The 24113-nt window shown below is 72.1% G+C and carries 23 protein-coding genes; 16 read left to right on the top strand and 7 right to left on the bottom strand.

Features of this window, described 5'->3' with window-relative positions; genetic code table 11:
- The first annotated feature begins 185 nt into the window (after positions 1–185).
- Both ACFPZI_RS20355 and ACFPZI_RS20350 read left to right on the top strand, forming a co-directional pair.
- Positions 186–443: a hypothetical protein gene (locus ACFPZI_RS20355; RefSeq protein ID WP_381364863.1), complete on the top strand. Its 258-nt coding sequence runs from the start codon at positions 186–188 to the stop codon at positions 441–443.
- Positions 440–820: a PIN domain-containing protein gene (locus ACFPZI_RS20350; RefSeq protein WP_381364861.1), complete on the top strand. Its 381-nt coding sequence runs from the start codon at positions 440–442 to the stop codon at positions 818–820. Before ACFPZI_RS20355 ends, ACFPZI_RS20350 begins: the two co-directional genes overlap by 4 nt.
- A 425-nt stretch (positions 821–1245) precedes the next feature.
- Here ACFPZI_RS20350 and ACFPZI_RS20345 read toward each other — a convergent pair whose 3' ends face one another.
- Positions 1246–2649 carry a DUF2786 domain-containing protein gene (locus ACFPZI_RS20345; protein WP_381364859.1) on the bottom strand — a complete coding sequence of 468 codons (1404 nt, stop codon included), beginning with the start codon at positions 2647–2649 and terminating at the stop codon, positions 1246–1248.
- A 103-nt stretch (positions 2650–2752) separates the two neighbouring features.
- On the opposite strand from ACFPZI_RS20345, the gene ACFPZI_RS20340 reads away from it, so the two are divergent.
- Positions 2753–3574: a hypothetical protein gene (locus tag ACFPZI_RS20340; RefSeq protein ID WP_381364857.1), complete on the top strand. Its 822-nt coding sequence runs from the start codon at positions 2753–2755 to the stop codon at positions 3572–3574.
- A gap of 183 nt (positions 3575–3757) precedes the next feature.
- Here the strand turns inward: ACFPZI_RS20340 and ACFPZI_RS20335 are convergent, their stop codons facing one another.
- Positions 3758–4561: a VOC family protein gene (locus ACFPZI_RS20335; protein ID WP_381365004.1), complete on the bottom strand. Its 804-nt coding sequence runs from the start codon at positions 4559–4561 to the stop codon at positions 3758–3760.
- 355 nt (positions 4562–4916) lie between these two features.
- On the opposite strand from ACFPZI_RS20335, the gene ACFPZI_RS20330 reads away from it, so the two are divergent.
- Positions 4917–5768: a sulfurtransferase gene (locus ACFPZI_RS20330; RefSeq protein ID WP_381364855.1), complete on the top strand. Its 852-nt coding sequence runs from the start codon at positions 4917–4919 to the stop codon at positions 5766–5768.
- Between the two features lie 106 nt (positions 5769–5874).
- On the opposite strand, the gene sepH is transcribed toward ACFPZI_RS20330, so the two are convergent.
- Entirely contained in the window at positions 5875–6915 is a 1041-nt protein-coding gene (gene sepH / locus ACFPZI_RS20325; RefSeq protein WP_381364854.1) for a septation protein SepH, read from the bottom strand.
- A 480-nt stretch (positions 6916–7395) separates the two neighbouring features.
- Here sepH and ACFPZI_RS20320 point away from each other — a divergent pair, with 480 nt between their 5' ends.
- On the top strand, positions 7396–8256 hold the full coding sequence (locus ACFPZI_RS20320; RefSeq protein ID WP_381364852.1) for a hypothetical protein: 861 nt from the start codon (positions 7396–7398) through the stop codon (positions 8254–8256).
- On the opposite strand, the gene ACFPZI_RS20315 is transcribed toward ACFPZI_RS20320, so the two are convergent.
- Together ACFPZI_RS20315 and ACFPZI_RS20310 are read right to left on the bottom strand one after the other, a co-directional pair.
- A complete protein-coding gene (locus tag ACFPZI_RS20315) occupies positions 8180–9508 on the bottom strand; it encodes a D-arabinono-1,4-lactone oxidase (protein WP_381364850.1) in 1329 nt (442 codons plus the stop codon). The two genes, ACFPZI_RS20320 and ACFPZI_RS20315, sit on opposite strands and share 77 nt — an antisense overlap.
- A complete protein-coding gene (locus ACFPZI_RS20310) occupies positions 9468–10727 on the bottom strand; it encodes an MFS transporter (protein WP_381364849.1) in 1260 nt (419 codons plus the stop codon). Before ACFPZI_RS20310 ends, ACFPZI_RS20315 begins: the two co-directional genes overlap by 41 nt.
- Positions 10728–10873: 146 nt before the next feature.
- Here ACFPZI_RS20310 and ACFPZI_RS20305 point away from each other — a divergent pair, with 146 nt between their 5' ends.
- Together ACFPZI_RS20305 and ACFPZI_RS20300 are read left to right on the top strand one after the other, a co-directional pair.
- Positions 10874–11995 (top strand): ferrochelatase, encoded by a 1122-nt coding sequence (locus tag ACFPZI_RS20305; protein ID WP_381364848.1) that lies wholly within the window; start codon positions 10874–10876, stop codon positions 11993–11995.
- A 240-nt stretch (positions 11996–12235) separates the two neighbouring features.
- Positions 12236–13051 carry an inositol monophosphatase family protein gene (locus ACFPZI_RS20300; RefSeq protein ID WP_381364846.1) on the top strand — a complete coding sequence of 272 codons (816 nt, stop codon included), beginning with the start codon at positions 12236–12238 and terminating at the stop codon, positions 13049–13051.
- A gap of 239 nt (positions 13052–13290) precedes the next feature.
- On the opposite strand, the gene ACFPZI_RS20295 is transcribed toward ACFPZI_RS20300, so the two are convergent.
- Positions 13291–13464, bottom strand: coding sequence for a hypothetical protein (locus ACFPZI_RS20295; RefSeq protein WP_381364845.1), 174 nt, complete (start codon positions 13462–13464; stop codon positions 13291–13293).
- A 578-nt stretch (positions 13465–14042) separates the two neighbouring features.
- Here ACFPZI_RS20295 and ACFPZI_RS20290 point away from each other — a divergent pair.
- The 4 genes from ACFPZI_RS20290 to ACFPZI_RS20275 all read left to right on the top strand — a co-directional run bounded on the left by ACFPZI_RS20290 (position 14043) and on the right by ACFPZI_RS20275 (position 17644).
- Positions 14043–14696, top strand: a complete 654-nt coding sequence (locus ACFPZI_RS20290; RefSeq protein WP_319064346.1) for a response regulator transcription factor — start codon at positions 14043–14045, stop codon at positions 14694–14696.
- Between the two features lie 4 nt (positions 14697–14700).
- Entirely contained in the window at positions 14701–15948 is a 1248-nt protein-coding gene (locus ACFPZI_RS20285) for a sensor histidine kinase (protein WP_381364842.1), read from the top strand.
- Positions 15949–16341: 393 nt separating this feature from the next.
- A complete protein-coding gene (locus ACFPZI_RS20280) occupies positions 16342–16638 on the top strand; it encodes a DUF4193 domain-containing protein (RefSeq protein ID WP_003993510.1) in 297 nt (98 codons plus the stop codon).
- Between the two features lie 13 nt (positions 16639–16651).
- Complete coding sequence (locus ACFPZI_RS20275; protein WP_381364840.1) at positions 16652–17644, top strand: hypothetical protein; 993 nt, start codon at positions 16652–16654, stop codon at positions 17642–17644.
- A gap of 106 nt (positions 17645–17750) precedes the next feature.
- Here the strand turns inward: ACFPZI_RS20275 and ACFPZI_RS20270 are convergent, their stop codons facing one another.
- Complete coding sequence (locus ACFPZI_RS20270) at positions 17751–18212, bottom strand: DUF3093 domain-containing protein (protein WP_381364839.1); 462 nt, start codon at positions 18210–18212, stop codon at positions 17751–17753.
- A gap of 213 nt (positions 18213–18425) precedes the next feature.
- Between ACFPZI_RS20270 and ACFPZI_RS20265 the strand changes: the two genes are divergently transcribed.
- The 5 genes from ACFPZI_RS20265 (at position 18426) to ACFPZI_RS20245 (ending at position 24000) form a co-directional block, all read left to right on the top strand.
- Complete coding sequence (locus ACFPZI_RS20265; protein ID WP_381364837.1) at positions 18426–19010, top strand: PaaI family thioesterase; 585 nt, start codon at positions 18426–18428, stop codon at positions 19008–19010.
- Positions 19007–19582, top strand: a complete 576-nt coding sequence (gene dut, locus ACFPZI_RS20260) for a dUTP diphosphatase (protein ID WP_381364835.1) — start codon at positions 19007–19009, stop codon at positions 19580–19582. The genes ACFPZI_RS20265 and dut overlap by 4 nt, the downstream gene beginning before the upstream one ends.
- A gap of 1 nt (position 19583) precedes the next feature.
- Complete coding sequence (locus ACFPZI_RS20255; protein WP_381364833.1) at positions 19584–20345, top strand: DUF3710 domain-containing protein; 762 nt, start codon at positions 19584–19586, stop codon at positions 20343–20345.
- A 281-nt stretch (positions 20346–20626) separates the two neighbouring features.
- Entirely contained in the window at positions 20627–23314 is a 2688-nt protein-coding gene (locus ACFPZI_RS20250) for a sensor histidine kinase (RefSeq protein ID WP_381364831.1), read from the top strand.
- Positions 23311–24000 carry a response regulator gene (locus ACFPZI_RS20245; protein WP_381364830.1) on the top strand — a complete coding sequence of 230 codons (690 nt, stop codon included), beginning with the start codon at positions 23311–23313 and terminating at the stop codon, positions 23998–24000. Before ACFPZI_RS20250 ends, ACFPZI_RS20245 begins: the two co-directional genes overlap by 4 nt.
- Positions 24001–24113: the final 113 nt, after the last annotated feature.

The raw sequence follows: 24113 nt of genomic DNA, 5'->3' as shown, positions 1-24113 counted from the left end.
GCTCCCGCGCTGCCCTTCCCACGCTCCCCGGGAACCGTCTCGGCCCCCGCCACCGCGCCCTTGCGTTCCGCCATGTCACCACCGCCTCTTTCGGCTCAATGCCCCGCACGTCCGGAGCGCTCGACGTGGGCTGGGCGGGTACGTACCCGTACCCGTATCCTTGGAGGTCGAATGAGGAGGCCCGTATGTCCGATGCCAACGTCCGCATCCCCGCCGAAGCCCGCGACCGGCTTGCCCGGATAGCTTCCTCGGAAGGTATGTCCCTACGGGGTTACCTGTCCCACCTCGCCGAGACCCTGCTGACGCCCGAGGAACGCATGGCCCGCGCCGAGCAAGCGCGAGCCGCCCTGCGGGAGTGGAACGGCTACGACCCGAGTGTGAGCGAACAGGCTGCTTTGGACGCCGAGTTGGACCGGCGCCTCAGCGAGGCGGGAGCAAGGTGACCGAGGCTCTGCACATCGTCCTGGACGAGACGGCGATGGTGGCGGCGGGGCAGGGAAATGTGCTCGCCTCACGCTTGATCCATCGCGCGAATTCCGAGGCGGACTGGTTCCTCTACGCCCCCGCATGCGCTCTGGTCGAGGCGGACCGGGTGCGGCCCGGTACGGCGGAACACCTCGCCGCGCTCCCGGGCATCACGTTGCTCGACCTGGATCTGCCTGCCGCACTTGCTGTGGCCCGCGAAACGTCCTGGGCTCCCGCCCACACGCGTTATGCCGCCGAGCCGACCGAGGAACGGCCGAACGGTGCCGTGGTCGCCACCACAGCCCCTGACGTATGGAAGGGGCAGTCCGTACGTGTCATCGACTTGAACTCTTGAGCTGAGGGTGGCGTCGTGGGTCGGGGCCGGTGGTGCTGTTCGGCGGGCGGGAGATCGAGTGACGGTGTATCCGGTCTTGTCGGGGGCGGTCGGCGCAGGTGCGGGCGGCTTTCCTCGGCCGCCCGGTGGGATGACGGCCTCGACGTGTGCGATGCCGGAACAAGCGCCCACGCCCCGGGGATGACGCACCGCCCCAAAGGCGTGAGCATTTTGGCTGCCACTGTCCTGATGTCGCTCGTTTGAGCGCATACGTGACACATGCCCGCCGACTGCTCACATTTTTCAGTAAGATATCCGTCTCCGGCCCCGCAGCGCCGGGACCGTGAAGATCCCCTGCGCCACCCGGTGGGACACCATCCTCCACCTGCATCACAGCAGCGTCGGCCGCCGACTCGAACAGACGGAAAGGACACCGGATACCGAGCTCAGCGGAGCGCCTCGGCCCGACCGCGCAGTTGTGCGTGGTTCGCGGCGGCCGTACCGTGCGCCCAGCCCTCCTGGTCCCGGACATGCGTCTCACCGAGGTTGTAGGACAGGTCCGTGAACCATTCGTCCACCTGGTCGTCCACCGCCCGGGCCCGGGAGGCCAGCACCGGCAGCAGTCCGGGCCCGTGGTCTTCGCGGGCCGCCTCGGTGGTCTCGTCGGTCGCCCGGGTCAGCCGCTCGGCGATCCGTGTGGCGTAGGCCCACAGGAAGGACTGCCGATAGGAGCGAGTACGCGACGCCCCGTCGTGGTGGGTCCGGCTTCCGGCTGCCTGGAGCGCGGACTGCGCCTGGACCAGCAGGGAGGTGTACAGCAGTTCCACCGCCCGCGCGTCGGAGGCGAAGCCGACCACGGTGGAGAAGCCCAGGTGCCGCGACCACACCGTGCGGCACCGGTTGGCCTCCGCCGCCGCCTGCAGCAGGTGCGCCTTCGGTTCCTCGTACGGTGCGTCCACGCCGACCCGCACACCCCCCGGCACCTGCCGGGTGTCCTGCTCGGCGTCCAACAGCGCCGCGTCAATGCTGTGCTGGGCCATGAGCTGCTGCGCCTTGGCGGTGAGAACCTCGGCCTCCTCGTGGAACTCGGTGGACTCGGCCTTCGCCAGCAGCCCGCGAACCTTCGCCAGCACCGGAGCCTCCGTACCGCTGCCATGGGGCACGGCGCCGGAACCGGCCTCGCACGGGGGCGGCATCAGCTGCGGAATCTCCGGGAGACCGCTGAGCAGGTCCAGCAGCTCCACCCACGCCCGCCCCAATACGGTCGGCTCGCACTTCTCGCGGGCGGCAGCGCCGGTCAGATACGCGTCGTCGTCGCCCCACCACACCTCGGCGGACAGAGCGGCCAGTTGGGCTGCCCAGCGCTCGTCCAGGGCCGTGGCCGATGCCGGGTACGCGCGGTGTTCGGCGGCGATCAGATCGGCGGCGAGTCGCCCGTGTCGCGCCTTGAGGTCACGCCGGGCGGCGCGCACCACATCGGCGGGCTGCCAGCCGCGATGCCACACCGCGTGCAGTGCCTCACCGCCTGCTGCCAGCACCGCGCGGCCCATGCCCGCCTTGGTGAACAAGGCGGCGGCCCGCCCCAGTGCGGCTTCGCGGCGTGCCGTGTCCGCGATCGGGACGGCCCACACCTCGTCCATGGCCTCGTCGAGCAGATCGTCGACCGTCCGCGGGCCGCGCGGACGCGGGACGGACGCTCCGCCGCCCACCCCGCACAAGGGGTCGCCGCAGTCGCAGCCGCCGAACCCGAACGCGGCGCCGAAGGCCCGCTCCTGCTCCGCCCGGGCACGTTGCCGCGCATCGCGCTGCTTCTTCTTGGCACGCCGTCGTTCCTGGTTGCGTTTGCCCACTGCGGTACCTCATGCCCACGGAGATGTTGCCGTATCCGCGCCCACCGTAGTGGACCCGGCCGTCCGCTCGCGGAGCCTCTCAGGCGTGCGCTTGAATGATCGAATGGCTGTAGCAATGGACGAGGAGACGGTGTACGCGTTCGCCGACGACACCGAGGCCACCGAGGGGCGGATCCTGCTCGCCGACGGTGCGGTGATCGAGGTGGGGAGCGAGCCCCGAGGCATCGGCGGTCTGGTGCGGGACGGCTCGGGCGCCGCCTGCGGGGTCTGGGTGCAGGTCGTGGGGCGGGAACTGACGGCGGAATGCGACGGTGCGTGCGCCCCGAGGTCAGGACGCTTGTGCCGGCATGCCGTCGCACTCGCCCTGCACGCCGCCGAACGGCGCCTGCCCTGGCACGCCACGCCTGCTGACGACGCTCGCCGCGCCCCGGGCGAAGCCCTGAACGCGCTTACCGCCGTGGAGAAGGCCGCAGTGCTGGACCGGCTGCTGGACGCCCGGCCCGAACTGCGCGTGGAAGCGGACCGGTTGGCCGTACGCGTGCTGGACCCGCGGGCGCGTGCCGAACTGGCAGCCCTCCAAGAGAGGACCGCGGCCGAGGTCGAGCACGCCCTGCGCGCCCTCGACGCCGACCAGTTGAGCGCCGGCCATCGCCCGGGCTTCGGGTACACCGACGTTCACGAGGCCGCGAGCCGCCTGATCGAGCCGGTCATCGAGCAGTATGAGGCCGATGTCCGTCGCCGTCTGGAGCTGGGCATGCTCGACGCGGCCGAGGCCGTGGCCCTCGGCGTACTCGACGGCCTGGACGCCTGCGGAGGTGACTACGACGGTGACGAGGTGCTGTGTTACGCCGGGGAGGACCTCACCGAGACCTACGGGTACACCATTCGCGAACTGATGTACACAGCAGGCCGGGCCGTGGAGTAGCCCCGCAGTGTCCGGCCCACGTCGTGTGGACGTGCGGGCCGACGGCAACGCGCTGCGTCGACGTCTACGAAGGGCGCGCACAGCGACGGAACCGGCAGCGACCGGACCGGCCCGAAACCGCGTGCGTCTCCTGCCGGAGAAAGTGCTGCGTTCGCGGTGGTCGCCGACCGTGAACCCTGCCCGTCAGCGAGGGGTCTGCACGAGGGCGAACCGTGCCCCCTCCGGGTCCGTCGCCGTCGCGACCCGGCCGTGGGCGCTGTCGTGGGGCCGCTTGAGGATCTGGCCGCCCAGGTGCAGGACGTGGTCCACCGTGTCGTCGACGTCGGCCACGGTGAAGTACGTCGTCCAGTGCGGGCCGCGGTCCCTCAGGAGGCCGTTGCCCACGCCGTGGATCCCGGCCACGGGCCGGCTCTCCACGCTCAGGGTCACGTAGTCGAGGTCGGCGGAGATCTCCGGCTCCTCGGTGTAACCGAACACCGCCGCGTAGAACTTGGCCACGCGCTCCGACTCGAAGGTCGTCAGCTCGTTCCAGGCGGGCGCGCCGGGCACCCCGGTGACCGCCTGGCCCCGGTGCGCGGACGCCTGCCAGATGCCGAAGACGGCGCCCGAGGGGTCGGAGCCGATCGCCAGCCGCCCGGCACCATCGGTGTCCAGCGGGCCGACACCGATGGTGCCGCCGCACGACCGCACCGTCTCGGCGGTGCGGTCCACGTCCGCCGAGGCGAAGTAGGGCGTCCAGGCCACGGGGAGATGCTGGTCCGGCGACAGCAGTCCGATGCCGGCCACCTCGCAGCCGTCGAGCAGGGCACGCACGTAGGGGCCGAGTTGCTGCGGACCGGGCCGGAACTCCCAGCCGAACAACGCTTCGTAGAACATCCGGGCCCTGTCCGGGCCGTGCACCATGAGACTCACCCAGCAGGGTGTACCGGGTGCGTACCGGACGGGCGCTTCACCGTCTCGGCGGGCGGACCCCCGTGTGTCGGTCATCGTCACTCTCTTCTCGGCCGTCCTCGCGGTGGCCGTGCTCTTCTCGACCCGGGTGAGGGTCGTGTCGCGTCCGTTCTGCGGATTCGTCCCCGTGCTGGTGCTGGTGCTGGTGCTGGTGCCGGTGCCGGCATCGGCCACGGTGTCGCGCGCTCCGGGCCCGCCCCGTACGGCGGTTCCTGTCTCCGGAGGATGCCCGATGTGCGGGTCCCCGTCCTTTTCGGCACGCTTGCCGGAGGATGTCGATCGGTAGTACAGCATGTGCCCGATCCCGTACGCCTCGTGATCGGGTCTGCCCGGCCGAGCAGAGTAGCCGGACCTGGACGAGACGGCCACCCCGTACGTCAGGATGGTGGCCATGAACGCCATCATCTCCGCATCCGAACTCGCCGCCGGACTGGCGGGCGGCGACCCGCCGGTACTGCTCGACGTCCGCTGGCAGTTGAGCACGGCCGCGGCGGCCGGTGAGCCGCCGTTCGACGGACGGGCCGCGTACCGCGGCGGGCACCTTCCCGGCGCCGTGTTCGTCGACCTGGACAGGGAGTTGGCCGTAGCGCCGACCGGGCGGGGGCGCCATCCGCTGCCCGATCCGGAGGAGTTCGGCGCCGCGATGCGCCGGGCGGGCGTGTCGGCGGGCACACCGGTGGTCGTGTACGACGGCGGGATGGGCTGGGGAGCCGCCCGCGCGTGGTGGCTGCTGCGGTGGACGGGGCACCCGGACGTGCGGGTCCTCGACGGCGGGTTGCCGTCCTGGGACGGTCCGCTCGAGACCGCGCGGCCGGAGCCGGCCGAGGGCGACTTCGCGCCCGCATGGGGGGCGGCCGGGCTGCTCGACGCCGACGGAGCGGCGGCGCTGGCCCGGTCCGGGCTGCTCCTCGACGCCCGCGCGGGAGAGCGCTACCGGGGCGAGGTGGAGCCGATCGACCCGGTCGGCGGCCACATCCCGGGCGCGGTCTCGGCGCCCACCACCGAGAACGTCGGCCCGGACGGACGCTTCCTGTCCGCCGGGGAACTGGGCGCGCGGTTCCGGGAGTTGGGTGCGACCACGGACAAGCGGGTCGGTGTGTACTGCGGTTCGGGGGTCTCGGGGGCGCACGAGGTGCTGGCGCTCGCGGTGGCGGGTATCCCGGCGGAGCTGTACGTAGGCTCCTGGTCGGAGTGGTCGTCGGACCCGGAGCGGCCGGTCGCGGTGGGACCGGACCCGCAGTAGACCGCGCAGTAGACCGGAAGTGTGAAAGGGGCGCTCGCCATGTGCGAGCGCCCCTTTCACGACACCTCGGATCGGTTTGCTTGATTCGGTGGACGCTTCCGCCGGGTCACTCCTGCTTCTTGCGCCGGGTCCCGAACACGATCTCGTCCCAGCTCGGCACCGCAGCGCGGCGGCCCGGACGGACTCCGTCCGCCTCCGCCTGACGGTCCGTGGAGCCGACGAGGCGGTCCCGGTGACTGGTGACGGCACGGGGCATCAGGACGTCGGCGTAGGCGGAACCGGCCGAGGCCGCGGGAGCCGGCGGCTCCTCCGCCTCGGGTTCGCCGTCCGGCTCCTCGGCGGCCGGCTCGGGGGCCCGTTCGGGAACCACCAGGTCGCCCCGGAAGCTCGGCACCGCCTCCAGCAGGCTGGTGAGCGAGTCCCGCTCACCGCCGGCCGTGGCCACCAACTCCTCGTCGGGCTCGGAGTCCTGACCCGGTGGCAGGCTCTGCCGCTCGCGGTCACCCGGACGGTCGCGGGGCAGCCGGGCGATGCGCGGCACGAACGGGAAGCTGGGCTCGGGCGTCGCGGCGAGGTCGTCGGACTCGCCGATCAGTGAACGCGCCTCGTCGTCGACGGCCTGGACGAGCCGCCGGGGCGGGTCGTACGTCCAGCTGGCCGAGTGCGGTTCGCCCGCGACCCGGTAGACCAGCAGTACTTCCCAGGTGCCGTCGTCGCGGCGCCACGAGTCCCACTGCACGGTGTCCTTCTCCGCGCCGCGCAGCGTCAGCCGTTCCTGCACGGCCTCGCCCAGCGGCGGACCGGAGTTCTCGCCGGGCCGGCGGACGGAGGTCTTGCGGGCACGTTCCGCCATGAAGGCGCGCTCGGCGAGCACGGGGCCCTCGAAGCGGCGGACGCGGTCCACGGGGATGCCGGCCATCTGGGCGACCTCTTCCGCGGTCGCACCGGCTCGTATGCGCGCCTGGATGTCGCGGGGGCGGAGATGGCTCTCCACCTCGATCTCGATCTGGCCGAGGCGGGGACGGTCGCCGCGCACCGCGGCGCGCAGGCGTTCGTCGATCGGAAGCGTGTACTCCGTGCTGTCCGCAGCCTTCAGCACCAGCCGTGTGCCGTCATTCGAGACGGCCACGACACGCAGTTCGGGCATGGGGACCTCCCGGGTGGTGCCTGCCGACGTCACGTGCGTCGCTGCTTCCGCTAGTCGAGTGTGGCCTGCCCGGGTGCAGCCTGCCACAACCTTGCCGAGTTGCCCGGCGTGTCGGGCGTGGGCCCTGGCTCGCCGTTATGACACGGTTACCTATTCGCAACGCTAAGTGACCAACTGCTTCACCCTGTGCAACTAGTCCCCTCCCGGCGGTCCTCAAGGAACCCGAGCACCCTGATGGGCGACCGGACTCAGGGCTCGCAACAGTACTCCATTCGGGCCATGTGCGTGGATTGGCACGCCGCCCCAACTTCCCGCAAGGGGTGCTACTTGGCCGCCCGGGTCCGGACCCGCCGAATCCGGGCGTGGGAAACTTCACGCAATCACCAGAAACGGAACTAATGGTTTCGGTCGGACGTCCATTTGTCGTGCAGTTGATCGCTCGTGCACGGGAACGTAGGAGAAGGCAGGCAAGGTCCAGGAATGCGTGAAAGGCCGGTTGTCGCGGGTGAGCACGGTGACGCGGAGGAGGGGAAGCGCGCGCGGATCGATCTGAGCGTGCCGCAGGTCGCGGGCAGCGGGGTGGCCGCGGTGCTGGGCGCCCAGCTCGCCTCGTCCTTCGGCGTCTACGGGACGATCATCGGCGCCGGAGTCATGAGCGTCGTCGCCACCTGCGGCGGAACGGTCTTCCAGCACTTCTTCAAGCGCACCGGTGAGCAGCTCCGTGTAGCCGCCGTGGCGCCGGTCCGGGCGTCCGCCGCGCCGGCCGGGCGACAGCCCGCGCGGGCACCCGGCGAGTTCACCGAGGGCACCGTGTACCGGGGCCGGGCCAGGGGAGTGCGGCTGGGCTGGAAACGGACCGTGGTCGCGGCCGCGTTGGTGTTCGGGGTCACGATGGCCGGAATCACCGTCTACGAACTCGCTTCGGGCCAGAGCCTCAGCGGCGCACCGGACACCACCGTCGGCAACGCGGTCACCGGTGAGAACAGGTCCGGCTCCGGTGACTCGTCCGGCCCCGGCGGTTCGGACGAGCAGGACCCCGGCACCTCCGGCGACTCCGGGACGTCGGACGACTCCGACACCTCGGAGGGCTCCGGCGGCTCCGGCGGGGACGGACCGGCCCCCGCGCCCTCCGCGACGCCTCAGGGTGAGGGAGCGGCCACCGGCTCCGGCACACCGGACGGCGGGAACGCCCCGGCGGGCACCCCGGACGACACCGGGAACCAGGACTCCGGCGACACCGCGAGTCCGGAACCGGACGCGTCCGCTACGTCCCCAGGACCCTCCGCAGATAGTCGTTCCGGAACAGGCGTTCCGGATCAAGACGGTCCCGCAGTGCCGTGAACTCGGCGAAACGCGGATACACCCGGGAGAGGTACTCGGCGTCCCGGGTGTTGATCTTCCCCCAGTGGGGCCGGCCCTCATGGGCGGTGAAGATGCGCTCCGCCGCCGTGAAGTACCCCCGATAGGGGGTGCCCCGGACCATGTGGACCGCGATGTACGCGGTGTCGCGGCCGGAGGCCGTGGACAGGGTGATGTCGTCGGCCGGGGCCGTGCGCACCTCGACGGGAAAGCTGACCCGCAGGGGGGAGCGGTCGACCATGGCCTTCAGCTCGCGCAGCGTGTCCACCAGCGCCTCGCGCGGCAGCGCGTACTCCATCTCCACGAAGCGCACCCGGCGCGGCGACGTGAACACCTTGTACGGGATGTCGGTGTAGGTCCGCGCGGACAGGGCCCTGCTGGAGACGCGCGCGAGGGCGGGGACGGTCGCGGGCACCGCGCGGCCGACCCAGTTCGCCGCCTGGAAGACGCCGTTGGAGAGGAACTCGTCGTCGAACCAGCCCCGGACGGGATGCACCGGCCGCTGCGGGCCGGCGCTGCGGTTGTTCCGTTTGGTGTTGGTGCTCCCGGTGTGCGGGAACCAGTAGAACTCGAAGTGCTCGTTCTCGGCGTGCAGTTCGTCGAACTCGGCCAGCACCCGGTCCAGGGGCATCGGCTCCTCGCGGGCCGTGAGCAGGAAGATCGGCTCGACCGCGAAGGTGATCGCGGAGACGATGCCGAGGGCACCGAGACCGATCCGGGCGGCGGCGAAGACCGCGCGCTCCTCGTCGGTCCCCTTCTCCGAGCAGGTGAGCACCGAACCGTCGGCGGTGACCAGTTCCAGGCCCCGGATCTGCGCGGCGAGGGAGGCCGAGTCGCGGCCGGTCCCATGGGTGCCGGTGCTGGTGGCCCCGGAGACGGTCTGCTCCATGATGTCGCCCATGTTGGTGAGCGACAGCCCTTCCCGCGCGAGAGCCGCGTTGAGCCGCTTGAGCGAGGTGCCGGCCCCGACCGTGACGGTGCCCGCCTCGCGGTCGAGGTCCCGTATCCCCGCCAGCAGATGAGGGCGGATCTGCACGCCGTCGGTGGCCGCGATCGAGGTGAAGGAGTGCCCGGTGCCCACCGCCTTCACCGGGAGGCCGTCCTCGGCGGCGCGGCGCACGGCCGCCGCCAGTTCGTCGACGGAGGCCGGTGCGACCTCCCGCGCGGGGCGGGCGAGGACGGTGCCTCCCCAGTTACGCCATGTTCCGTTCCTCGTGCTCGCCGTGCTGCCCAACGGAGCCTCCCCGACCCGGAGCCGGCCGCTTGAGCCGACGGTACCCGAGGAAACCGACCACGACCGCGACGGCTCCGGACACCGCCGGAACCCCGTACCCGGCGCGCGCCCCGGACGCGTCGATCACCCAGCCGGACGCGGCGGAGCCGAGCGCGACCCCGACCGCGAGCCCGGTGCTCACCCAAGTCATACCTTCGGTGAGCTGTGCGCGTGGTACGTGCTCTTCGATGAGGGACATCGTCGTGATCATCGTGGGAGCGATGGACAGACCCGCAACGAACAACGCCACGGCCAGAAACGGCAGGTTCCCGACCAGTAGGAGGGGGATCATACTCACGGCCATGGCACATATGCCCAGCAGCCAGCGGCGCTCGGGCGCCCCGGCGAAGCGCATCAGCCCGAACGTCAGGCCCGCCACGCAGGAGCCCAGCGCGTACACGGCGAGCACCACACTGGCGGCGGCCTTGTGCCCGCGCTCCTCCGCGAAGGCCACGGTGACCACGTCCACGGCGCCGAAGATCGCCCCCGTCGCCGCGAAGGTGGCCACCAGGACCTGCAGGCCCGGCGAGCTCAGCGCCGTACCGCCGCCCGCGCCCCGGCCGCCGTCACCCGTGCGCTCGCGCGGGTGCGGGGCCGGTTCGGTGGCGTGCTGGGCCGTCAGCCAGAAGACGCCGACCGCAAGGAAGCAGGCCGCGAGCAGCGGACCGGCCTCGGGGAACCACGCCGTGGACAGCCCGATGGAGATGATCGGCCCGAGGATGAAGCACATCTCGTCCACCACGGACTCGAAGGAGTACGCGGTGTGCAGCTGCGGGGTGCCGCGGTACAGGGCGGCCCAGCGGGCCCGGATCATCGCGCCGAGGCTCGGGACGCAGCCGATGCCGGCGCAGGCGACGAAGAGCACCCAGTCCGGCCAGCCGTAGTGCGCGGCGAACAGCAGCAGTGCCGCCGCGACGAGCGCGAGCAGCGTCGCCGGACGCAGCACCCGCCGCTGTCCGTACTGGTCCACCAGGCGGGAGACCTGAGGGCCCGCGACCGCGGCGGCCAGGGCGATGGTGGCCGACAGGGCGCCGGCGAGCCCGTACCGCCCGGTCAGCTGGGAGACCATCGTGACCACGCCGATGCCCATCATGGCCAGGGGCATCCGGCCGATGAACCCCGCGGCGGAGAAGGCCTTGCTGCCGGGGGCGGCGAACAGGGCGGGATAAGGGCTGGGCACGAGGTCTCCGAAGATCTCAGTAAGGCGCGACCGCAGGCGATACAACTTACGGGTTAGGTAACCCTAACGTCTTCCGGTCGCAGGGTCACGGCCCGGTCGGCCCCCGCCGTTGCCCGGCCGCCCGAGGCGGGTGGCAGGATCGAGGCATGCCTGACGAGCTCGATCCCACCCCCTACGACGCCCTGCTCCTGCTCTCCTTCGGCGGCCCCGAAGGCCCGGACGACGTGGTCCCGTTCCTGGAGAACGTGACGCGCGGGCGCGGCATCCCCAAGGAACGCCTGAAAGAAGTCGGGGAGCACTACTTCCTGTTCGGCGGGGCCAGCCCCATCAACGAACAGAACCGCGCCCTGCTGGACGCCCTGCGCAAGGACTTCGCCGACCACGGCCTCGACCTCCCGGTCCACTGGGGCAACCGCAACTGGGCGCCGTACCTGACCGACACCCTGCGCGAGATGGTCCAGGGCGGCCGCCGCCGCATCCTCGTCCTGGCCACCAGCGCCTACGCCTCGTACTCCGGCTGCCGCCAGTACCGCGAGAACCTCGCCGACTCCCTGGCGACGCTGGCGGCCGAGGGCCTGGAGCCGCCCGCGGTCGACAAGCTGCGGCACTACTTCAACCACCCCGGCTTCGTGGAGCCCATGGTCGACGGGATCGTCCGCTCGCTCGCCGACCTGCCCGAGGAGGTGCGCGACGGCGCGCACATCGCCTTCTGCACCCACTCGATCCCCATCGCCTCCGCCGACACCTCGGGACCCGTCGAGCAGCACGGCGACGGCGGCGCGTACGTGGCACAGCACCTGGACGTGGCCCGGCTGATCGCCGACGCCGTGCGGGAGCGCACCGGAGTGGAGCACCCCTGGCAGCTCGTCTACCAGTCCCGCTCCGGCGCCCCGCACATCCCCTGGCTGGAGCCCGACATCTGCGACCACCTCGAGGAGCGGCACGCGGCCGGGGTCCCGGCCGTGGTCATGGCCCCCATCGGCTTCGTCTCCGACCACATGGAGGTCATCTACGACCTCGACACCGAGGCCACGGACAAGGCCGGGGAACTGGGGCTGCCGGTGCGCCGCTCGGCGACCGTGGGCGCCGACCCGCGGTTCGCCGCCGCGATCCGCGACCTGGTCGTGGAGCGCGCCGCCATCGAACGAGGCCAGGACGTCACCCCCTGCGCCCTGGGCGAACTCGGCGCGAGCCACAACCTCTGCCCGGTGGGCTGCTGCCCGGCCCGTGCCCCGCGTCCCGCCGCCGCGGGCGCCGACAGCCCTTAGGAGCTGTCCGGCGGACCATGCCGGAGACGCGGGGTCTGGCACGCCCATCTGCGACGTTGTCGTCGGTCGCCGACTCCCCCGAGCTCTCGGCTCCGCTCGAGCAGGGGGGACCCCCATCGCGTCGACTCTCTCCTCCGCCTTGCAGCTGCACGCACCAGACCCCGCTCACCCCAGCTGGAAAGATGCCGCCAGTTACCTCCGACTTGATCCGCCGGAAAGCCCCTACGCCTGAGGAGTGCCGTGACCGACCCCCTGCACGCGGAACTGCTGGAGCTGGCCCGCGAAGCGGCACGCCGCGCGGGTGAGCTGCTGCGGGACGGCCGCCCGGCCGACCTCGAGGTCGCCGCGACCAAGTCCAGCCCGATCGACGTCGTCACCGAGATGGACATCGCGGCCGAGAAGCTGATCACCGGGCTGATCGCCGAGCACCGGCCCGACGACGGCGTCCTCGGCGAGGAGGGCGGCTCGACCGAGGGCACCAGCGGCGTCCGCTGGGTGATCGACCCGCTCGACGGCACGGTCAACTACCTGTACGGGCTGCCCACGTGGGCCGTTTCCATCGCCGCCGAGCAGGACGGCGAGACCGTCGTCGGGGTGGTCGCCGCCCCGATGCGGGGTGAGACGTATCACGCGGTCCGCGACGGCGGGGCACGGGCCACCGGCGCGTGGGAGGGCGAGCGCACGCTGACCTGCCGCCCCGCGCCGCCCCTGGACCAGGCGCTGGTCTCGACCGGCTTCAACTACGTCACCGAGGTCCGCACCCACCAGGCCGATGTCGCGCGGCGGCTGATCCCGCTCCTGCGGGACATCCGGCGCGGCGGCTCGGCCGCGGTCGACCTCTGCGACCTGGCCTGCGGCCGGCTCGACGGCTACTACGAGCGCGGGCTGCACCCCTGGGACCTGGCCGCGGGGGACCTGATCGCCAGGGAGGCGGGCGCGCTGACCGGTGGACGGCCCGGTGAGCGCCCCTCGTGGGACCTCGCGGTCGCGGCCACCCCAGGTGTCTTCGAGCCCCTCCAGCGGCTGCTGGAGGACTTCGGCGCCTGGCACGACTGACGGGCGGCCGGCCCGAGGGCCGGACCGATGGACGCCCGGGTGACGGACAAACCGACGGGCCCGGCCGATCGACCGACGGATCGACCGACGGAGCGATCGGCGGCTCGGCCCGTCGGACCGGCCGGGCCCGTCGGACCGCTCGGCCCGACGGCTGGGAGAGCGGACCCGGGAACACGAAGCGGGCCCCGGCGCTGGATTCGCCGGGGCCCGCTCCTGTCGGGCTCATTGCATCGGGCTGATCAGACGCGGGCCGCGCCGACCTCCACACCGTGCTCGGCGGCGAGCCGGCGCAGGTCGTCGAGTTCGCCCTGCTCCACCTCGACGAGGAATTCGTCTCCCTCGTCGCGGGCCCGGGACAGATCGGACTCGGTCGTCCTTATGCGCTGCAGAAGTCCTGCGGTGAAAGCGTCCATGCTGCGCCCCCTCGTCCTGGGTCGTGGGTCGATGGCACGGGGGTGTGCCGGTTCGAAAGGGACGATCACGTCTCCGGTGGATGACCGGCGCCGCTCGGCCGGGGGGCTACGGCTTCGGACATCCGGGTCCGCTCTCGCGGAAAACGGACCGAAGCGCACCGCATGGTGGTGCGGTGCAAGCAGAGTGTGATCGCGGGATGTAAAACCCGTCCTCCCCAAGCTCCCTCCCGCGGAAACCTCACCGGACGAGAAAATCTCGTATTCCCCTTCCGTTCTCCGGGACGTTCCCCGGTCTCCCGCCCCCGCGCCACCGCCCGTTCCCCCGGCCCCGCGCCGGCCCGCCACCACCCGCGCCGGCCCGCCACCGCCCGCGCCGGCCCGCCACCGCCCGCTCCCCGGTCCGTGGCCGGCCGCCGTGGCCCGCTGTCCGGCCCCGCCCCTCCCGACGCACGCCCGTTCCCCCGGCTTACCGCCGACTTACGGCCGAAAAGGGCAGGATGGAGGCAACACACTCACCAGGACCCTGCGCGCGTGCGCTCCGGAGCGCTGCCCGGCAGGACGTAGGAAGGACAAGCGACGTGCGCGTACTCGTCGTCGAGGACGAGCAACTGCTCGCCGATGCGGTGGCCACCGGGCTGCGCCGGGAGGCCATGGCCGTCGACGTCGTGTACGACGGTGCGGCCGCCCTCGAGCGCATCGGCGTCAACGACTACGACGTGGTCGTCCTCGACCGTGACCTCCCCCTCGTGCACGGCGACGACGTGTGCCGCAGGATCGTCGAACTCGGCCTGCCCACACGCGTGCTGATGCTCACCGCCTCCGGCGACGTCAGCGACCGCGTCGAGGGCCTGGAGATCGGCGCCGACGACTATCTGCCCAAGCCCTTCGCGTTCAGCGAGCTCATCGCGCGCGTGCGCGCCCTGGGACGGCGTACCAGCGTGCCGCTGCCGCCGGTCCTGGAGCGCGCCGGGATCAAGCTCGACCCCAACCGCCGCGAGGTCTTCCGCGACGGCAAGGAGGTCCAGCTCGCGCCCAAGGAGTTCGCCGTCCTGGAAGTGCTCATGCGCAGTGAGGGCGCCGTCGTCTCGGCCGAGCAGCTCCTCGAGAAGGCCTGGGACGAGAACACCGACCCGTTCACCAACGTGGTGCGGGTGACCGTCATGACCCTGCGCCGCAAACTGGGCGAGCCGCCGGTCATCGTGACCGTGCCCGGCTCGGGCTACCGGATCTGATCCCGTGGCCACCACGCCCACCCCCACCCCGCCGTCCCCGCCGGCTCCCCCGAAGCCCACCTGGGACCCCCGCAGGCCCGTACCGCCCTTCCCCTGGCTGCGCCCGACCATCCGGATACGGCTCACCCTGCTCTACGGCGGCATGTTCCTGATCGCCGGGATCCTGCTGCTGTCGATCATCTACCTGCTCGCCGCGAACGCGCTGAACGTGGGCAGCGACCTGCCCTTCCGGATCCTGTCCGGGCAGGTGTCCAGCGACATCTGCCGGCTGCGCAGCGCCCAGCTGCCCGCCGACGAGCTGAACGCCGCGCTGAACGACTGTGTGAACGTGCAGCGCCAGCACGCCCTGGACAACCTGCTCAGCCGCTCGCTCCTCGCCCTGCTCGGCCTCGCGGTCATCGCCTTCGCCTTCGGGTACGCCATGGCCGGCCGCGTCCTGTCGCCGCTGGGCCGGATCACCCGCACCGCGCGCGCGGTGGCGGGCTCCGACCTGTCCCGCCGGATCGAGCTGGACGGCCCGGACGACGAGCTCAAGGAGCTGGCCGACACCTTCGACGACATGCTGGAGCGGCTGCAGCGGGCCTTCACCGCCCAGCAGCGCTTCGTGGGCAACGCCTCGCACGAGCTGCGCACCCCGCTGGCGATCAATCGCACGCTGCTCGAGGTGCACCTCTCGGACCCGAACGCGCCGGTCGAGCTCCAGCAGCTCGGCAAGACGCTGCTGGCCACCAACGAGCGCAGCGAGCAGCTCGTGGAGGGCCTGCTGCTGCTCGCCCGCAGCGACAACCAGATCGTCGAGCGCAAGCCGGTGGATCTCGCCGAGGTGGCCTCCCAGGCCATCGACCAGGTGCACGCCGAGGCGCAGGCCAAGGGTGTGGAGATCCACGGAGTGCAGAAGCCCGCGGTCGTCCGGGGCAACGGCGTCCTGCTGGAGCGGATCGCCCTGAACCTGGTCCAGAACGCCGTGCGCTACAACGTGGCCGAGCGGGGGTGGGTGGAGGTCACCACCGACGTCGAGCACGGGCAGGCGGTCCTGGTGGTGTCCAATACGGGCCCGGTGGTACCGGCGTACGAGGTCGACAATCTGTTCGAGCCCTTCCGGCGGCTGCGCACCGAGCGGACGGGCAGCGACAAGGGGGTCGGCCTGGGACTCTCCATCGTCCGGTCGGTGGCGCGGGCGCACGGAGGGCACATCTATGCCCAGCCGCGCGAGGGCGGCGGGCTCGTGATGCGGGTCACCCTGCCGATCTGACATTATGTCGCCGACACGACGGGGTGTTCGCTTTGGGCGGAATCTCCGGAGAGCCCCTCCGGCGCTCCCGTGTGGGATCGATCACAGGGGCGATGTTCGGTCCGTCGACACTCCGTGATCGTGAAGTCCCCGGAAGGCCGGGTATATCCCGGTTTTCAGGGGCATCGATTACGGGAAGTACACGGTGAGGCGGCTTTGAAGTGCCGCGTTCGGACCGTGTACGGTCCCCATCGCCATCCAAGCCGACCACTCGTGAGGGGTTCGGTTGGGTGTCGATTGAGTAACAGACCTTGATGTGAGGCAAAATCTCCGCCTCGGGTCGGGCACAAGTCCGGCCTCTCGCGCGTTACGTGCGCTGAAGAGACCGCATACACCCAGAGGGGGAGAGCGACCATGGCAACCGATTACGACACTCCACGCAAGACCGACGACGACGTCGACTCGGACAGTCTTGAAGAGCTGAAGGCTCGCCGCAACGACAAGTCGGCCTCGGCCGTGGATGTCGACGAGTTCGAGGCCGCGGAAGGCCTCGAGCTGCCCGGAGCGGACCTGTCGAACGAAGAGCTGGCCGTCCGGGTCCTGCCCAAGCAGCAGGACGAGTTCACCTGCATGAGCTGCTTCCTGGTGCACCACCGCAGCCAGCTGGCCCGGGAGAAGAACGGCCAGCCGATCTGCCGCGACTGCGACTGAGGGCGGGTCGGCCGTGACTGGCTCGACCCCTCCTCGGAAGCGCCGCTTCCTCACGAGGGGAGCGGACTCGGGGCCGCAGGACGGCCCCCGGCGCGACGCACGCGACCACGAGCGAGGCTCAACCGATACCGGCTCGACCGATACCGGGGCGGCCTCGCTCGGACCCGCAGCCGACCGGGGTGACCTCCCCATACCCGTGGAGGTCACCGCCCCCGCCCCGGTGGCCCGCAGACGTGCCGCGGCGTTCCGGGACAAGGCCAGGGAAGGCGCCCAGAAGGGCGGCGCCCGCGCGCGTGCGGGGCTGGCGTACCTCGCGGACCGGATCATCGAACTCGCCCCGCGGGTGCCCGTACGGGACCTGGAGACGCTGCGCAGGCAGTTCCCGGGGCTCGGTCCCGAGGACCTCGCGGAGAAGCTCGTGGCGGGCGCCTCCAGGGCCACGGCGTCCGTCGGGGCCGGTGTCGGCGCGGCGGCGATGATGCCCGTACCGCCCGCGATGCCGACGGAGCTGGCCGCCGAGATCACCGGCGTCGCGGCGATCGAGCTCAAGCTGATCGCCGAACTCCACGAGGTCTACGGCGTACGCCCGGCCGGCAGCCTCGGGCCGCGCAGCACCGTGTACCTGGACTCCTGGTCGCGGGAGCGCGGGATCGAGGCGACCAGGCCCTCGACCGTGAGTGCGGCGCTGAACAGCCGCATGAAGCGCGAACTGCGCCAGCAGATCATGAAACGCACCGTCCGCAACCTGCCGAACCTGATGCCGTTCCTGGTGGGAGCCGCCGTCGGCGCGGTCATGAACCGCCGGGACACCAGGAAGCTCGCCACCCGCATCCAGACCGACCTCCGCAAGATCCAGGTGCCCTGGGAGGAGCTGCCCGCCCTTCCCGCCATCGAGGCCCCGGCCGACGCCCTGGAGATGGACAAGCTCACCGGCCGCGCCCTCCGCAAGGCACTCGGCGGCGGTGACGGCCACCCGGACGGGAGCGACGGCCCCCGGAGAGGCTGATCCGGGTACGGCCCAGCGGGAACGACGGGGCAGTGGGCGACGGACGTCGTCGGGCGCCCTGATCCCACCCGACGGGCGACAGTTCGCCCGGGTGTTCCCCGCCGTGCTACGCGGCGGCCTTCGCCGCCCGCAGGGCCTCCGCCAGCCGTTCCGGCTCGCGCGTCGACAGGAAGGCGTACGGCGTCGGGTCCTCCGGGTCGGTGATCTCCACCCGCAGCGCCCCCGGCACATAGGCCCGCAGCAGCATGAAGCAGCGCGGATCGGCCCGGTGGGTGCGCCAGGCGCGAGCCTCCTCGGCGTCCAGGACCTCCATCGTGCCCAGCGCCGCCACCGGGATCTTCGCCTCGCCGGCGATCAGCAGGCCGCCCACGACCCGGATCCGCACCGAGCCGTACGCGCTGGCCGCGACCGCGGCCGCCGCGGTGCCGCCGGCCAGGCCGCCGAGCATCGGCAGAATGCCGAACGGCAGCACGATCAGTGCCATCGAGACACCCGCGAGCAAGGAGATCAGCCACCAGGAGCGGGGAGCCGTCAGGCGTTCTTCGTAGGGGAGGGCGGAGAGCTGCATGGATCCAAGCTTGGCACGGCGCCGGGACAGGGCCGCGGTCAGGGCGGCCGGCGCCAAGGCCTGTCCGGCGGATCAAGTCGGAGGTGACGGGCGGCATCCGTCCAGCTGGGGTGTGCCGGACTCCGCGAGCCCGGCATGATCCGAACGAGAGGCCCCAAGTGCTGCCGGGAAGGGCGGTGGTGGGTGGCGGGAGGGCGGGTAAGGTCTGCGCCTGTGAGTGGTACTTCCTCAAGTCTTCAGCCCCCCGCCGACGCCGTGACACCGGTGCGCCACCCGGATGCTCCCGCGCCCGGTGAGCTGCTCGGCGCGCACTACGACCAGTGCTTCGGCTGCGGCGGCGAGCAGCCACACGGGCTGCACATCGAGGCGCGAGCCGGCGAAGGCGTGTCGGTCACCGCCCTGTTCACCGTGCGCCCCGCCCACCAGGGCGCCCCCGGCCTCGCGCACGGCGGAGTGCTCGCCACCGCCCTCGACGAGACGCTCGGCGCGTTGAACTGGCTGCTGCGTACGATCGCCGTGACCGGCAGGCTCGAGACCGACTACGTCCTGCCCGTGCCGGTCGACGCCACCCTCCACCTGGAGGCGGAGGTGACCGCGGTGGCCGGACGGAAGATCTACTCCACCGCCACCGGACGCATCGGCGGTCCCGACGGCCCGGTCGCCATCCGCGCCGACGCGCTGTTCATCGAGGTCAAGGTCGACCACTTCGTCGACCACGGTCGCCCGGAGGAGATCCGGGCAGCCATGGACGACCCCGACCAGGTCCGTCGCGCCCGCGCCTTCGAGGTGAACCCGTGACCGTGCCCCGCGGCGACGCGCGCTCCGACGGCCGGCTCGAGGTGCTGATCCGGCGCGTCGACCCGGACGTGCCGCTCCCGGCGTACGAGCACCCCGGTGACGCGGGCGCCGATCTGCGGACCACCGAGGCGTGCGAGCTGGCCCCCGGGGAACGGGCCGTCCTGCCCACCGGAGTGTCTGTGGCCCTGCCGGAGGGGTACGCGGCCTTCGTGCACCCGCGATCCGGACTGGCCGCGCGCTGCGGCGTCGCCCTGGTGAATGCCCCGGGGACGGTTGATGCCGGGTACCGTGGGGAGATCAAGGTGATCGTGGTGAATCTCGACCCGCGCGAGGCCGTGCGGTTCGAGCGTTTCGACCGGATCGCCCAACTGGTCGTCCAGCAGGTCGAGCGGGTCCGTTTCGTGCCGGTCGCGGAGCTGCCCCGCTCGGTACGGGCCGAGGGGGGCTTCGGATCCACCGGCGGCCATGTCGCGGTGGAAGGTAAGAGCGGCACAAGCGTTCAGGCCGCCGTCGGCGGCACAGCGGGTGGGAATCGATACGCTTCGGTCGTATCCGACCGGGAAGGACAATGACGTGTTCGGACGTCGCAAGAAGAGGGATGCCGCCGAGGACGCGGCCGGCGAGGCCGAGCAGGTCGTCGACGGTGTCGACACGGAGGCGGCCGGCGAGGCCGAGCGGCTGAGGCTCGAGCCGGCGCCGCGGCCCGACGGGCCGTGGGACGGCTCCGAGGTGAGAGAGCCCGGCGAGGGCAGGGTCGACCTGGGCGGTCTGTTCGTGCCCGGAGTGGACGGCATGGAGCTGCGGGTGGAGGTCGCCGGTGACGCGATCGTCGCGGCCACCGTCGTGCTGCGCGACAGTGCCATCCAGTTGCAGGGTTTCGCGGCCCCCAAGCGTGAGGGTATCTGGGGCGAGGTCCGCGAGGAGATCGCGTCCGGTATCACCCAGCAGGGCGGCATCATCGACGAGGTGGAGGGCCCGCTGGGCTGGGAGCTGCGGGCCCAGGTGCCGGTGCAGCTGCCGGACGGTACAGGCGGTTTCCAGGTCGTCCGGTTCGTCGGCGTGGACGGCCCGCGCTGGTTCCTGCGCGGGGTGATCTCGGGTCAGGGCGCGGTGCAGCCGCAGGCCGCCGGGCTGCTGGAGCAGATCTTCCGGGACACGGTCGTGGTGCGCGGGGACGGCCCGATGGCGCCGCGCGACCCGATCGTCCTGAAGCTGCCCGACGACGCGCAGATGGTCCCCGAGGGCGTGCAGCAGGAGGAGGCCTCCGAGGGCTCCCGCTTCGCGGGCGGCATGGGACAGCTGGCGCGCGGGCCGGAGATCACCGAGGTCCGCTGATCGCGTAGCGCTTCGCAGCCACGACGGCGGAGCCGCACCCGGTGGAACGCTGTTGACCGACAGCATCCTCACCGGGCGCGGCCCCGCCGTCGTCGGCAGGCTCCCCGACGGAACCCCGACGGCCCGCCCGCAGCCGCCCGTCAGGGTTCCGTCAAGGACGCGTCCCGCATCCGGGCCGATGCCTTAGGCCGCCTCGGGCGAACGTAGGGTCGACTCCGCGCAGACAGCGGTGAACCGGTGACCGGCGACCGCGCTGTCCGGAACCGGAAGACAATGAGGGCATGGGACGCGGCAGACTTCGGATCCACCTCGGCGCGGCACCGGGCGTCGGCAAGACGTACGCGATGCTGTCCGAGGCGCAGCGCCGTGTCGAGCGGGGCACCGACTGCGTGGTCGGGTTCGTCGAGCACTACGACCGGCCGCGGACCATGGCACTGCTGGAGGGCCTGGAACGGATACCGCGCCGGGAGCTGGAGCACCGCGGCGCCGTCCTTCCCGAGATGGACCTCGACGCGGTCCTCGCCCGCCGCCCCCAAGTGGTCCTCGTCGACGAACTCGCCCACACCAACGTGCCCGGCTCGCGCAACGCGAAGCGCTGGCAGGACGTGGAGGAACTGCTGGCCGCCGGGATCGACGTGCTGTCGACCCTCAACATCCAGCACCTGGAGTCCCTCGGCGACGTCGTGGAGTCGATCATCGGCGTCCGGCAGCAGGAGACCGTACCGGACGAGGTGGTGCGGCGGGCCGACCAGACGGAGCTGGTCGACATGACGCCCGAGGCGCTACGCCGCCGGATGGCGCACGGCAACGTCTACCAGCCGGACAAGGTCGACGCGGCCCTGTCGAACTACTTCCGTCCCGGCAACCTCACCGCGCTCAGGGAACTCGCGCTGCTGTGGGTGGCCGACCGGGTCGACGAGTACCTCCAGTGGTACCGCAGCGAGCACGACGTCTCGGCGATCTGGGGGTCACGCGAACGGATCGTGGTCGGTCTGACCGGCGGTCCCGAGGGCCGCACCCTGATCCGCCGTGCCGCGCGGCTGGCCGAGAAGGGCGCGGGGGGCGAGGTGCTCGCGGTCTACATCGCCCGCGGGGACGGTCTCACCGCCGCCTCGCCCGGCGAACTGGCCGAGCAGCGGACCCTGGTGGAAAGTCTGGGCGGCACCTTCCACCACGTGGTCGGGGACGACATCCCGGCCGCCCTGCTCGCCTTCGCGCGTGCGGCGAACGCCACCCAGATCGTGCTGGGCTCCTCGCGCCGCAAGGCGTGGCAGTACGTCTTCGGCCCCGGCGTCGGCGCGACCGTCGCCCGGGACTCCGGTCCCGACCTGGACGTGCACATCGTGACCCACGAGGCGATCGCCAAGGGACGCGGACTGCCGGTGGCCCGGGGCGCCCGGCTCGGCCGGTCGCGGGTGGCGTGGGGCTGGGCGGTCGGAGTGGCGGGTCCCGCGGTGCTGGCCGTGCTGCTCAGCGCCTTCGACCCGGGCCTGGCCAACGACATGCTGCTGTTCCTGTCGCTGACCGTGGCCGCGGCGCTGCTCGGCGGGCTGCGGCCGGCCCTGGCCTCGGCGGCGTTCGGCTCGCTGCTGCTGAACTACTTCTACACGCCGCCCCTGCACCGCTGGTCGGTCTCCGACCCGAAGAACATCATCGCCATCGTGATCTTCGTCGCCGTCGGCGCGGCGGTGGCGTCCGTCGTCGACCTCGCCGCCCGCCGCACGCACCAGGCGGCCCGGCTGCGCGCCGAGTCGGAGATCCTGTCGTTCCTCGCCGGCAATGTGCTGCGCGGCGAGACCGGCCTGGAGGAGCTGCTGGAACGGGTCCGCGAGACGTTCGGTATGGAGTCGGCGGCGTTGCTGGAACGCGCGGGCGACGTCGAGCCGTGGACCTGCGCCGGACGGGCCGGCACCGGGCCGGCCCTCGAACGGCCCGACGACGCCGACGTGGACGTTCCGGTGGGGGACCACATGGCACTCGCGCTGACCGGCCGGGTCCTGCCCGCCGAGGACCGCCGGGTGCTGGGCGCCTTCGCCGCCCAGGCCGCCGTCGCCCTGGACCGCCGCCGGCTGCGCGCCGAGGCCGACCGGGCGCGCACCCTCGCCGAGGGCAACCGCATCCGCACCGCCCTGCTGGCCGCCGTCAGCCACGACCTGCGCACCCCGCTGGCCGGGATCAAGGCGGCGGTCTCCTCGCTGCGCTCCGAGGACGTCGACTGGTCGCCCGAGGACCGGGCCGAGCTGCTCGAGGGCATCGAGGGCGGCGCCGACCGCCTGGACCACCTGGTGGGCAACCTGCTCGACATGTCCCGTCTGCACACCGGCACGGTCACCCCGCTGATCCGCGAGGTCGACCTGGACGAGGTGGCGCCCATGGCGCTCGGCGGGGTGCCCGAGGGCAGCGTCACCCTGGACGTCCCGGAGACCCTTCCCATGGTCGCCGTCGACCCCGGGCTGCTGGAGCGGGCGATGGCCAACCTGATCGAGAACGCCGTCAAGTACGCTCCCGCCGGTACCCCCGTCCTGGTGGCCGCCAGTGCGCTCGCCGACCGGGTCGAGGTGCGGGTGGTCGACCGTGGCCCCGGCGTCCCCGACGACGCGAAGGACCGCATATTCGAGCCTTTCCAGCGCTACGGCGACGCCCCGCGCGGGGCCGGGGTGGGCCTCGGTCTGGCGGTGGCGCGCGGCTTCACCGAGGCCATGGGCGGCTCCCTGAACGCCGACGACACCCCGGGCGGCGGCCTCACCATGACACTGACCCTCCGCGCGGCGGCAACGTCGGCGACGGAAGCGACGGAAGCGACGGAAGCGACGGCCGTGACGGAAGCGACGGCGGCGGAAGCGACGGCCGCGACGAGGGCCCCGATGGCGACACCCACGGCGCCCGTGAGTCTCGAAGGCCCGGAGCCCGTTCGCCCAGCAGAATCGGAGCCCGCGGGCCCCGCAGAACCGGAAAGGCACCCCTCATGACCCGTGTGCTGGTGGTCGACGACGAACCGGCGATCGTGCGCGCCCTCGTGATCAACCTCAAGGCCCGCTCGTACGAGGTCGACTCCGCCCACGACGGAGCCGAAGCCCTCCGCCTGGCCGCCGCCCGCCACCCCGACGTGGTCGTCCTGGACCTGGGCCTGCCCGACATGGACGGCGTCGAGGTGATCCGGGGACTGCGCGGCTGGACCCGGGTGCCGATCCTGGTGCTGTCCGCCCGGCACGCCTCCGACGAGAAGGTCCAGGCGCTTGACGCGGGAGCCGACGACTACGTCACCAAGCCCTTCGGCATGGACGAACTGCTGGCCAGGCTGCGGGCCGCCGTGCGCCGTGCCGAGCCCTCCGGCGAGAACGAGGACGAGGGCGACCTGGTGGTGGAGACCGACGGATTCACCGTCGACCTGGCCGTGAAGAAGGTGCACCGTGACGGCAAGGACGTACGGCTGACCCCCACCGAATGGCATCTGCTGGAGGTGCTCGTACGCAACGGCGGCCGGCTCGTGGCACAGAAGCAGCTGCTCCGGGAGGTCTGGGGGCCGTCGTACGGGACGGAGACGAACTACCTGCGCGTGTACATGGCGCAGCTGCGCCGCAAGCTGGAGGCCGACCCGGCCCACCCGAAGCACTTCATCACCGAGCCGGGCATGGGCTACCGCTTCGAGCGGTGAGTGACCGCACGCGGTGCGCGCCGCGTGCGGTGCCTGCCGCGCGTGAGGTGGGTGCATGTGGCCGGGAGCGGCCGGTTCGGGCCGGGCAGGCAGCGGGTACGTAACCCTCGGGG

It is taken from the genome of Streptomyces chlorus (genome assembly GCF_042655885.1).
GTDB lineage: Bacteria > Actinomycetota > Actinomycetes > Streptomycetales > Streptomycetaceae > Streptomyces > Streptomyces chlorus.
The sequence above is the reverse complement of the archived record's forward strand: the minus strand, read 5'-3'. Positions and strand labels throughout refer to the sequence as shown.